This is a genomic window from Martelella radicis (assembly GCF_014196625.1).
Taxonomy (GTDB): Bacteria; Pseudomonadota; Alphaproteobacteria; order Rhizobiales; family Rhizobiaceae; genus Martelella; species Martelella radicis.
In genome coordinates, this window is sequence record NZ_JACIDZ010000023.1 from 39,957 (window position 1) to 50,792 (window position 10,836).

The window sequence follows — 10,836 nt, forward strand, 5'->3', positions numbered from 1 at the left end:
ATCATAATGGCAAAGAACGGCTTTATACTGCATGTCGCTGACCCTCATCTTTTTGAAAAGGAACCTGCCCGGGGTTTCCACGACCTGAAGGCCTCCGTCGAGGGTGTTACACAGGATACGAAAGAAGAAACATTCAAACTGACGCTCGAGCTGCTCGATAAGCGGTTGGCGAAAGAGGGCATCAAACTGGATGCGGTCGTATTTACTGGTGACGCCCAAGACAGGTTTTCTTCAGGCGGTCATACTTGGCTTCGTGACACGCTTCTCGAAGTCTTCAAAGATCGCGGCATCACCAAAAAGAATATCGTCGCAACGCCTGGTAATCACGACGTCGATCGAAATCTCTTGGCGGGTAATCCTGCGAGATTTAAGGAGTTCATCGAAGTCTGGCGCAACGGAGAGAGCGTTACCCCTTGGCTTGATGTTACCGACAATGCAGAAAGCTCTTTGGCGCATAGGTTTGAGAACGAGGGCAAGACCTTCGAAATATATCCCATAAATTCCAGCCAGTGGTCGCAGACGAAGCTCAAGGCGCCGGCATCGATTTTTTCCATGCTGCCGGAGCTGACGAAGAGCCTTACCGGTGTTGAACCAGACCTCGTCAAAAAAGCCTACGACGAGGTAATCCTGCCAAAGGTCGAGGAACTCCTTAGTGCAGATATCGCTCGTATCTCACCGGACCAGCTGTTTTACCTCAGCAATCTCATGCAACACAGTGGGCGCGATGAGCGAAGGCTACGGATTGTCGCGCTCCACCATCATCTGACTGCGCCAAATGTCAGCGAGGAATTTAGAGCCTTCAACGACATTACCGACCTAAGCTTGCTCAGAGAGTTCCTGCGCGAGAACGAGGTGGATGTCGTGATTCATGGCCACAAGCACGTCGAAAACCTCACCTACGACTATGTTTACCCAAGTGACGGAGGATCGCTCGACCGTCCGCCGCATCGCATGATGGTGATCTCCGGAGGCGCGTTGGAAGTCGCCAAGGGCGCCTCCCCATTGCGCCTCATAAAGTTATCCGGATTACCGGGTGCGCCGGAAGTGGAAGTCGAGACCATTCCATTAGCTACGCGCGGGCTCAGCCTCAAAAGAGGCCCGAGTCTTAAAGGACGCGTTTGGCGCGAAAACCATGCGGTCGCCGGCGGACCGGTCATAATCAAGGGAACGGATATCAACGAGGTCTACATCCGGGCAGTGCGTGCGGCCCAAGAAGAGGCCCGCGGTGGAATGTTGATCGTCCACCTCGATCTACCAAACACGACGACCGAAGACCGCGAGAACCTTCCTTTTCCGAGAAGCTATCCAGATCCGGATAGCGAGCCGTCTGGCTCTGCCGAACACGCCTGGGTGCGTGACCTCGTGTCGTGGTGGCAGCTACCGCGATCGACATTGGAAGAACGTATTCCCTATATCCACGGTACCCGCCTTGAGCGTTTCGCTGGCCGTTTCAATCAGATCAAGCGCTTGACCAGCCTGCTGCGTCAGAACAAGACGACGTCGCGGGGCATAGCAACGCTGGTCGATCCGACGCGAGATTTTACCGCTGATGGATCAAAGGAAGACTTTGCGTCCTTCTGCCTCATCCAATTTAAGTGGCATGTTGACAAGGTGGGGGGCCGCAACCTTCTGGACTGCATCGGCTATTATCGGGCGCAGGAATTTAAGCATTGGTGGCCGATCAACGTTGCGGAATTGAGAGAACTCCAACAACAAGTTGCCGCGGCTGTTGACGGTGAACCAGGCCGCATTACCACCATCGCCGCGGATGCAAGGGCAGTCCTCACTCGCGCACCAGGCCAGGTGGCTGTTCCGGTGATCGACCGATGGCTAGACCAGGCGCCGGAAAAGCTCGCTGGCCTCGCTACCCTGCTTGCTGGCGCTTCCAGCATACCGAATGGCACGGAGATCAAGACAGCGTGGAGCGAATTCCTCGCTTCCCAAGCTTCCGCAGCCGAGACCTCCAATTACAATCCAGAAGGCGTACCTGTAGCAGTCGACGGGCTGCAGATGCTAGCAAGGCTGATTGAGGAATTCTCAACCGATCAAGCAGACGCTAACGAGCTTCGCGTTACGCTTCGCTCTCTAGCGGCACAAAACGAACGTTATGAAAAGTCGGCAAGAAATCGGGCGGCGTACGATACTTGGGCTCCAATGGCGTCATACTATCTTGGGAAACTCGCCGATCTTACTCGTCCTATGATGTCCAAGTCCGAGGAACAAGGAACCGAAAGTTCCTCCGCATTAGCAGCTCGGGAACAGTGACCTTATCCCCGATTACGCGATCCCGTTCGACAAATTTGCGCCGGCGCACCGTTAGAAATGGCCCGCACTTCGGAGGCAACAATGCAATGCATTGTGGTCGGTTAAATTCAAGTTCGTTGGCTACGTGTAACATCCAGTTGTGCATACGTAAGTGCGCTTAGCAGCTGAACGAGTTAAAAGTTTTTTGTGCATTGTTTACCGAAGAAAGTAAACCAATGCTCTGAGCCTACGCCTACGCAGCAGCTTGACGACAATCGTCGCGGTGCCTTGCAGCGGGATCAGGACGTTGAGGTAGCATTCCATCTACCTCCATCGCCCCACAAACGAAGTTTGGCGTCGGGCGGCGGCCCCACCTGCGTTAGGTAAGTGGCGAGTGTGATTTCCCCAGTATTGCTGAATATTGCTTCTACCGCCATCAATGCATGGTTTTTGAAGACCTAGCGCACTATGCGCCGTGGCTTCGCCTCTCTGCGAAACAGGTTGTGCGCCAATATTTTCGATAACGGCACTCGCTTCTAGAAGGAGTTTACCTACCCCTTGCAAATCTAGTCGTGTAGGATTATCTTACGCTTCGGTAAGGAGTTCGTACCAATGACAAAAGACGAAGTCATGAATGCCATGCTTCAAGTGCTCGATCGCGTACAGTCGCTGAGTGGATGCCCAAGTCCTGCTCTCAAGGGCTCAGATGTTCCTGGTAAGGTGCTGGAAAGCTTCGACAGTACGGTTTGGCCGGTCGCGACTGGTTGGCTTGCGAAGAAGCTCGACATCATCATCCCCAACGATGTCCATATCTTCGGAACGTTGGACGGAAAAACCCTCCTAACTATCGACGAAAGCGTTGACCTGGTCCTCGCGAAGAAGCAAAGCAAGCCCCCGATTACGGTCGCGGCGGAGTAGTACATGAGCGAAAAAGATAGACAAAAAAGAATTGCGGACCGAATTAAGGAGGCCCGGCAACTGTCAGGCCTGAGCCAGGCCCAGGCTGCGAAGATGCTGGAGAAGCATCGGCCGACGATCAGTGAGATCGAGAACGGCAATCGGAAAGTTTCAGCGACAGAGCTCGCGCAGTTCGCGGAAATCTACGAGGTCTCAATCAACTATCTGATGGGAGCAGGCCCGGATCAAATGAATCCTTCTGACCCGAAGCTTCAGCTTGCGGCCAGAGAACTGAGCAAACTCAGCCCAGACGCGTTGAACAGTTTGATGCGCGCGCTTGCGGTCATCCAAGAGGACGACAAGGATGACGATTCCGATGACGGCGAAGCGTAATCTCATCATACAGGCGTCCCAAGCGGCAGCCGAAGCCCGTGATCAAGCAGACGTCGACGATATCGATCCGATCGACGTCTACACGGTTGCGGATCGGCTCGGTTTGCGAGTGCGTTTTCTCAAGGTCAGTATGGAAGGGCTTTACAAGAAGGGCCCTCCTGCGATTACGTTTCTATCGTCACTGCGGCCGGTTCCAAGACGCGCCTTCACGTGTGGACACGAGCTCGGACATCATTGGTTCGGGCATGGGTCAACGATTGATGAGCTTAAAGAGGACGAACGCAAGTCGTCTGATAAGCCAGAGGAAATTTTGGCTGATGCGTTTTCGTCGTTCTTGCTGATGCCATCGATCGGTATCCGGAGGGCTTTCGCTTCCCGCAAATGGGACATTTCGGCTCCATCACCGCTCCAAATAGCAACGGTAGCAAGCGAATTCGGCGTTGGATATGGGACCCTAATCTCTCATTTGACCTACGTGCTTCACCACATAGGTGAGGAGCAGCGGACCGCATTACTGAAGACGAAACCTCAGCAGATACGGCGCTCTATTATCGCCGACGATACACTGACAGCTCTGCCGGTCTTCGACGGACACTCGCTGACCTCCACGGTCGACCTCGACATTGGCAATGGTATCGCGCTTCCCAAGCTCAGCGAGATCAAAGGCGAAGGTTTGGACTATCTGCAAGATGGCGGGGATTTCGCCATTTATAAAGCGACAAAGCGCACCAAACTGAAGGTTCGGGCCGGCTTGCGTCAAATGACTGTGCGTATCGGCCCTACAGAATACGAAGGCTTGATGAAACACCGACACGTTGAGGAGGAAAATGATGACTAAGTCCGGATCACCACGGTTGATTGAGGCAAGCGGTCTTTCGATCGCCTGGGGCCATGTCCTGTCTGTGCTGACGGCACCCGGTTGCACGGAAATTTCGCCGCTGACACTTTCGATCACGGGTTTTGACAACGAGGGATACCCCGTGGAGAACCAGAATATTCGAGCGGCGCTCGATACTTGGCTGGAAATCACCGGCAAACGAGGGTGTGAAAATGTCGCATTCACGATTTTTCCAGAGCGGTATTATTTGCTGGCGCAAGGCAACCGCGCAGAGTTCTTTGAAATGTATCGAGAAGCCTTTCAACGCATCCAAGAATTAAACCCGCAAAACAACAGGAAAGGCTCCTATTTCCAGCGCCTGATAGATTTTGAAGGCGGGGGCAAGGGTTTCAATCAGTTGGAGTGGATCCTTGCCGAATACGAACGTCGCCCAAGCGGCCGCCGATCCAGATGGCAGGCGACAGCTTTCGATCCCTATCGTGATGTCAGCCGAACATCGCTTCAAGAATTCCCATGTCTTCAGCAGGTGAGTTTTACGTTCTCCGAAACGAACGGCTTGATCGTCAACGCCTTTTATGCGACGCAGCAGATCATTCGAAAGGGATATGGAAACTACCTAGGCCTCAGCCGACTTGGTCGCTTCATGGCACATGAGATGGGATTGAAGATGGAACGGCTCAACGTATTCGTTGGCGTCGCACAAGCGGACGATCTGAAAAAAACGGACCCGGATTTTCTTGCGATGATGGCCGTTATCAAGGCGGAACTGCAAAATGCCCCGGTTCCCGCGTGACTGCTGAACGAAAACTCGCTTCGCAACCATTCACGATAGGCTCGAACCAATTTTCGAGCCTTGAGGTTACACCGGTTTTCGACGCCTATTGGCAATTCGCTGCGGAGCGGCAGGAAATCTATTTTCGAAGAATTGAGAGGCGGCATGGTCCTTGGACTCACGATCCAATCTTGAAGCAGTTTCGATTTACCAATGCCTATCGAGCCGCTGATCGTGTTAGCCAATACCTGATCCGCTCAGTGATCTACGAGCCGAACTTCGATCAAGATCCCGCAGAAGTTTTCTTTCGCACGATCCTGTTCAAGGTTTTCAATAAAATCGAGACCTGGGAAATCCTTACCGAGCAAGTTGGCGCGCTCTCATGGAAGGCGTTTAGACCCGCCGCGATCGATAAGGTCCTGTCCAAAGCTCAACAGAATGGGGGCCGAATATACTCTGCGGCCTATATAATGCCTCCCGTAAAATTGGGGCCGACTGGCGGGGTGAAGCACCGCGGACATCTGGCTCTTCTTGAACTCATGATGCGGGAACGGGTTTATGAACGCATTCAGGAGACAAAAAGCCTGAAGCAGGTCTACGAAATTTTGACAGCCCTTCCCTCGATAGGTCCATTTCTCGGGTATCAACTAGCGATCGATCTCAACTACTCGTCGCTTATCCATCATGAGGAAAGTGACTTTGTCGTCGCCGGCCCCGGAGCTCTCGACGGCATTTCAAAATGCTTCGTAAACGCCGATAATCTGCAGCCTGCCGATATTATTGAGTTCATGACCGACCGCCAGGAACTGGAGTTCGAGCGCTTAGGTCTGAACTTCAAATCTTTGTTTGGCCGCCGCCTGCAGCTTATCGACTGCCAGAACCTGTTTTGCGAAATCAGCAAATATTCCCGGGTGTCGCATCCTGACATCAATGGACGAGCGGGCCGCACCCGGATCAAACAGAGTTTTCGCGATCACGGCGACGTGCCTCGACCGTTCTTCCCGCCCAAATGGAATCTTGTCGTGCCGACAAGTGTCAGCCTGACGCGATAACGACTGCTGCCGCAGCGTTTTGCGTATGCGTAATACTCAGGAGCCAGGACTTGATCTGCATTTTCTCAGCCCGAAGAGCGGCTTGGCCAGAAAGATGAATAGTCGGTTGACCAGCTGACGCGCGAACTTCGATCTCCGTCATAGCCGTCCCCTGCTGAAGACCACCAAGCACTTTCGAGACAGCCTCTTTGGCAGCAAATCGACCGGCAAGCCGGTCGATCCGGCTGGTGCTGTGCTCGGCTTCGGAGAGCTCGAATGAGGTGAATACTCGGCCTAGCACGACAAGATCGTCTAGGACGTAGAGTGCGCGAAACTGCGGAAGCTCCACCAGGTCAAGACCGACACCGATGACCACCACGCGCTAACGTGCCGCGCTCTTGCGCAATTCCGGGTCCTTGATCCTACCAATGGCTTCCCGGCGCTCTTCTGAGGCCTTCTGAGCCTTCTGCAGGATCACTTCCATCGCCGGGCGATGTTTCTCGATCGCAGTCGAAACTTTTTCGCCGGATCTCGGTGGGCCGCTACGAGGCGAAAAACTTGCGCTTTTCCAAGCCATTTCATTCCTCCATTTCTTTGAACCGGTCTGCAAGCATACCAAAAAACTCTCTCACATCAGTTTCGATGCTGGTTATCATCGTACCAACAGTTTCGTCTTCCGGCAAATCCCGACCACCATCAATTTGCACGACAAAGCCTACTGGTCCGTCACCAATGGAAATGGGTATGCACAGGACCCATTTCAAATCGCTTCGAAGGGCCTTGCGACGCAACCGATGTTCCGGAGCCGCTAGACTGAACTCCGGAGACAATGGAGCGAGTTCGAACCAGCTATCGCCGGTTTTCCAGGCCTGCCCTGCCACCGTTCCATCGATCGGGATCAACATTCGTTCATCATGGTGTCCCTCATATCCGGTTGAATACCGGAGCCGCAAGGAACGCGTGTGTCCGACATCCGGAATTGCAATCGCCACCCTGACCTTAGGGTTGCGCTGGTCGAGCGCGGCTTCGATGACGTCGTCGACGAGCCCTTTGGTGAAACGACAAGCCTCGGCATAGGTTTCAGGGGTTTGAAAGAGCCATTTGTCTAACTTGGCCGTTGCCGCCGTTTCTGCATCGAGGACCTCCTTAACGGCCCTATCGATGGACAGATCAAACTCGAGAAGATGCAAGCTTGTTGAAAGCTCAAGCCGTTCAGCTTGGCCGGCAGCACGAAGATTAAGTTCGGAAGAACCGAACAATCCAGTTTGAATGAAAGCACCCAGCCAGTTTAGCCGATTGAGGATTCGCCGTTCCGTGGTTGTCTGGATCTCAACGGCAAGGGTGATGGCATCAGGGTCAAGTTCGCGCTCTTCGTCAAACGACCATGCAGGGAGGTTTGAGACAATCCCCCCGTCCATATGCAAGTTTTCGTCAATGATCAGCGGTTCGAATATGATTGGAAGGGAGATAGAGGCAGCGACCGCATCTGCTACCGGGACATTCGGTGTTCGCTCAGGAGAAAAAAGCTCCATCTTCCCGGTCGTCAGATTGGCGCTTACGATCTTGAGGATAGGCCGACCGTCGCAGCCGTAGTCTCCCATTCGAACGACGCGTTCCGGCTCCGATGGGAACATTCGCTGCTGGAGAAGGATGCCAAGGGCTTCAGAAAACTCCCGCGATCTGGCAAGTCCTGATAAGAGCGAAGTAACAACGCAACAGAGAAGAATTATCAACGCAGCGAAAATAGCTGTGGCGAGATAAATTCTACCCCATGCCAGGAGAGCGCCGACCAAGATTAGAGTGAGCGCAACGCCGACCAGCGAGGCGCATAAAATCGTCGGCAACATCGGCATCGCTGTGCGAAAAAGCCAGACTTTCCACCATCCCCATCTACCGAACAGATGCTTCGCCTGTTTGATGGAGGGTCTGATCTCACCAAGCCGCGAGATGACGGAAGATTTGTCGAGCGGGTTCAGAAGTTCATCCGCAGAGAACCCCGAGGCCTTTAGTGTTGCAACCAGAGCTCCAGCGGATGTGCCAGAGAGCCCCCTGAAATCAACACCCTTTGCTTCCAGCGCTCTGAGAGCGCCAAGATGAATCAGGGCCTTCGCACCGCCCCCGGCAAACGCCACAAACATTCGATGTGTCAAACGCTTTCCACTGCTCGTTCATGATGTTGACCGTTCTTACCAAACAGAAGTGGAAAGCGGAACTATGAAGGTCAGGTGTTGATTTCCAGCCGGCTTTAGCCCGTTTAGCCATTCGCGTTACCCACCGGATCCGGTGTAATGAATTGGGTAACAACGATTTTTCCGGCGTAAGTGGATCAATGCGAACGGAAAAACGGGGCAAACACACACGGAAACGAACAGCAGGCCGTCAAAAAGAGAAACAAACAAGGCGAACAACACGCGTGATGCGCCATGAAGCGAGGGCCATAGCTCTTCACAAGAGTGGCAGTTGATGACAGTCGTTTCAGCGCAATCGGCATGCGTTCTCGTTATAAGAGGAATCTTTCATAGTTTTCTCTTGGTTATCAACATTTTGCGCTGTCTGGCGTGTTTTTTGGACTCGATAAAATTTTCGCACACCGGGTAAACTGCTCCCATCAACCACAGCGGAGGCAAGGCCTCCACCGGACTGGAGCACTCGGGGCCTATGGCGCGAGAACGGACGAGGCATGTCAAAATCAGGAACAAGGCAGCGGGTGCCACCCGCGCTTTGCCTGTTGACAATGCGACTGCTCCTTCAGACCATAAAGAACATAAAGAAGACTTCTACAATTTCATCCGCGCTCTCGCTCGTGATCAGGCACGCAAGGACCATGATCGCGATCCGGGGTGAGAGGCTATCCGGAGACCAGCGATGTCCAGTCCCATCCGCGCTGTCATATACGCCCGTTACTCGACCGACCTTCAGCGGGACGCCTCGATTGACGACCAGATTCGCGCCTGCGATGCCTACGCAAAGCGTCAGGGGCTCGATGTAGTCGAGACATATTCCGACCGCGCAACATCCGGCGCCAGCCTGATGCGCAGCGGAATCCAGAAGCTGATGCGCGATGCCCAGTCGCGGCAGTTCGATATCGTGATCACGCACGCCCTCGATCGTCTGTCACGCAATCAGGCCGACATCGCAGGCCTCTATCAAAAACTTCAATTTGCCGGGGTGATGATCGAGACGATCTCGGAAGGCAGCATTGATGAGATACATATCGGACTGAAGGGCACGATGAATGCGCTCTATCTCAAGGATCTTGGCAAAAAGACACGCGAAGGGCTTCGCGGGCGTGCATCGGCGGGCAAATCCGCCGGCGGCAAGACCTATGGATATGATGTTGTCACAAGGCGCGCTCAGACTGGCGAGCCTGTCCATGGAGAACGGGCGATCAATCAGAGCGAAGCGGCCATTGTCCGACGTATTTTCCGCGACTATGCGAATGGCGTCTCGCCGAAGAAGATTGCCGAAGCGCTGAACCGCGAACAAGTCCCGGCGCCCCGCGGAAAGCACTGGGGCGCCTCTACAATCCATGGAAATCGGGAACGAGGCACCGGCATTCTCAACAATGAACTCTATATTGGTAGGCTTGTCTGGAACCGGCTCACCTATATCAAGGATCCCGAGACGGGAAAGCGAGTGTCACGCCCAAACAGGCAAGAAGATCTGACCATCACCAACGTCCCGGATCTTCGTATTGTCAATCAGGGCGTCTGGGAGGCCGCCAAAGCTCGGCAAGGCACGCTCAAATCGAAGGGAACAGGGACTGCCGTCTGGGACCGACGGCGTCCTCGCACGCTGTTTTCCGGGCTGATGCGTTGCGGTTGCTGCGGCAGTGGCTTTTCGAAAGTGCAAAAGGATGCTTTCGGATGCTCCGCCGCGCGCAACAAGGGCAACGCCGTCTGCACCAACATGCTCACAATAAAGCAGCGAGATCTCGAGGACCGTGTTCTTGAAGCGCTCACCAACAATCTGATGGAGCCGGAAGCTGTCAGGATTTTCTGCGAGGAATATACCGCGGAACGGAACCGGCTGGCCAATTCAGCGGCATCAGATCGCAAAACCAAGGAAGCAGAGCTCGCGAGGGTCAAGAACGACCATGCCAAACTGATTGACGCGATTGTCGCTGGCGTGCCGGCCGATCAGGTCAAGGACCGCATGAACGACCTCGATCGCCGCCGCAAAGCCCTTGAACACGAACTTGCATCAATCGAGGCACCCGAGCCGGTCCTGTTCCACCCATCGATGGCGGCACGTTATCGGGAGCAGATTACAATGCTCATCGCTGGTTTGAGCGAAGCTGATCAGATGCTGGGGTCGAAGGAAGCTCTGCGTGATCTGATCGAGAAGATTGTTCTGACACCATCGCAAGACGGAGCGGGTCTCGATATCGACCTCTATGGTGCGATTGCAGGGCTACTGCATCTCGCAACGGGTGTTTCGTCGGCAAATAGCAAAAAGGCCTCACCCGGTGAGAGTGAAGCCTTTGATATTCTTGATAAAACAGTGTTGGTTGCGGGGGCAGGATTTGAACCTGCGGCCTTCAGGTTATGAGCCTGACGAGCTACCGGGCTGCTCCACCCCGCGTTATGTTTTGAGCGTTTTCGGGTTATGGCGTTTGACGGTGAGGTCGTGCCTTGCCCGGGTGTTTTTGTTTTGCCGGT

At 54.1% G+C, this 10,836-nt stretch carries 10 protein-coding genes and 1 tRNA gene; 7 read left to right on the plus strand and 4 right to left on the minus strand.

Translation table 11 applies throughout. The features are described from left to right. Positions 1-6 precede the first annotated feature (6 nt). The 6 genes from GGR30_RS21880 (at position 7) to GGR30_RS21905 (ending at position 6,196) form a co-directional block, all read left to right on the plus strand. Positions 7-2,265: a metallophosphoesterase gene (locus GGR30_RS21880; RefSeq protein ID WP_183491168.1), complete on the plus strand. Its 2,259-nt coding sequence runs from the start codon at positions 7-9 to the stop codon at positions 2,263-2,265. Between the two features lie 591 nt (positions 2,266-2,856). Further along, a complete protein-coding gene (locus GGR30_RS21885) occupies positions 2,857-3,162 on the plus strand; it encodes a hypothetical protein (RefSeq protein WP_183491170.1) in 306 nt (101 codons plus the stop codon). A gap of 3 nt (positions 3,163-3,165) precedes the next feature. After that, complete coding sequence (locus GGR30_RS21890) at positions 3,166-3,534, plus strand: helix-turn-helix domain-containing protein (protein WP_183491172.1); 369 nt, start codon at positions 3,166-3,168, stop codon at positions 3,532-3,534. Further along, entirely contained in the window at positions 3,506-4,372 is an 867-nt protein-coding gene (locus tag GGR30_RS21895; protein WP_183491174.1) for an ImmA/IrrE family metallo-endopeptidase, read from the plus strand. The genes GGR30_RS21890 and GGR30_RS21895 overlap by 29 nt, the downstream gene beginning before the upstream one ends. After that, positions 4,362-5,165: a thymidylate synthase gene (locus tag GGR30_RS21900; RefSeq protein WP_183491176.1), complete on the plus strand. Its 804-nt coding sequence runs from the start codon at positions 4,362-4,364 to the stop codon at positions 5,163-5,165. The genes GGR30_RS21895 and GGR30_RS21900 overlap by 11 nt, the downstream gene beginning before the upstream one ends. Beyond that, positions 5,162-6,196, plus strand: a complete 1,035-nt coding sequence (locus GGR30_RS21905) for a nucleotide kinase domain-containing protein (protein ID WP_183491179.1) — start codon at positions 5,162-5,164, stop codon at positions 6,194-6,196. The genes GGR30_RS21900 and GGR30_RS21905 overlap by 4 nt, the downstream gene beginning before the upstream one ends. Here GGR30_RS21905 and acpS read toward each other — a convergent pair. From acpS to GGR30_RS21920, 3 genes are read right to left on the minus strand one after another with little or no spacing between them, the layout of a single operon-like run. Beyond that, positions 6,180-6,554, minus strand: a complete 375-nt coding sequence (acpS, locus tag GGR30_RS21910) for a holo-ACP synthase (RefSeq protein ID WP_183491181.1) — start codon at positions 6,552-6,554, stop codon at positions 6,180-6,182. The two genes, GGR30_RS21905 and acpS, sit on opposite strands and share 17 nt — an antisense overlap. Positions 6,555-6,557: 3 nt before the next feature. Then, complete coding sequence (locus GGR30_RS21915; protein ID WP_183491183.1) at positions 6,558-6,752, minus strand: hypothetical protein; 195 nt, start codon at positions 6,750-6,752, stop codon at positions 6,558-6,560. A gap of 1 nt (position 6,753) precedes the next feature. Beyond that, positions 6,754-8,325 carry a patatin-like phospholipase family protein gene (locus tag GGR30_RS21920; RefSeq protein ID WP_183491185.1) on the minus strand — a complete coding sequence of 524 codons (1,572 nt, stop codon included), beginning with the start codon at positions 8,323-8,325 and terminating at the stop codon, positions 6,754-6,756. 715 nt (positions 8,326-9,040) lie between these two features. On the opposite strand from GGR30_RS21920, the gene GGR30_RS21925 reads away from it, so the two are divergent. Continuing rightward, complete coding sequence (locus GGR30_RS21925; RefSeq protein WP_183491192.1) at positions 9,041-10,726, plus strand: recombinase family protein; 1,686 nt, start codon at positions 9,041-9,043, stop codon at positions 10,724-10,726. Here the strand turns inward: GGR30_RS21925 and GGR30_RS21930 are convergent. Next, positions 10,683-10,759: transfer RNA gene (locus GGR30_RS21930), tRNA-Met, on the minus strand. The two genes, GGR30_RS21925 and GGR30_RS21930, sit on opposite strands and share 44 nt — an antisense overlap. Between the last annotated feature and the right edge of the window lie 77 nt (positions 10,760-10,836).

Bases quoted from the DNA above. Each gene is read 5' to 3' on its own strand.
- GGR30_RS21925 (WP_183491192.1), top strand. From the start codon at position 9,041: ATGTCCAGTCCCATCCGCGCTGTCATATACGCCCGTTACTCGACCGAC.
- GGR30_RS21900 (WP_183491176.1), top strand. From the start codon at position 4,362: ATGATGACTAAGTCCGGATCACCACGGTTGATTGAGGCAAGCGGTCTT.
- GGR30_RS21915 (WP_183491183.1), bottom strand. From the start codon at position 6,752: ATGGCTTGGAAAAGCGCAAGTTTTTCGCCTCGTAGCGGCCCACCGAGA.
- GGR30_RS21885 (WP_183491170.1), top strand. From the start codon at position 2,857: ATGACAAAAGACGAAGTCATGAATGCCATGCTTCAAGTGCTCGATCGC.
- GGR30_RS21890 (WP_183491172.1), top strand. From the start codon at position 3,166: ATGAGCGAAAAAGATAGACAAAAAAGAATTGCGGACCGAATTAAGGAG.
- GGR30_RS21895 (WP_183491174.1), top strand. From the start codon at position 3,506: ATGACGATTCCGATGACGGCGAAGCGTAATCTCATCATACAGGCGTCC.
- GGR30_RS21880 (WP_183491168.1), top strand. From the start codon at position 7: ATGGCAAAGAACGGCTTTATACTGCATGTCGCTGACCCTCATCTTTTT.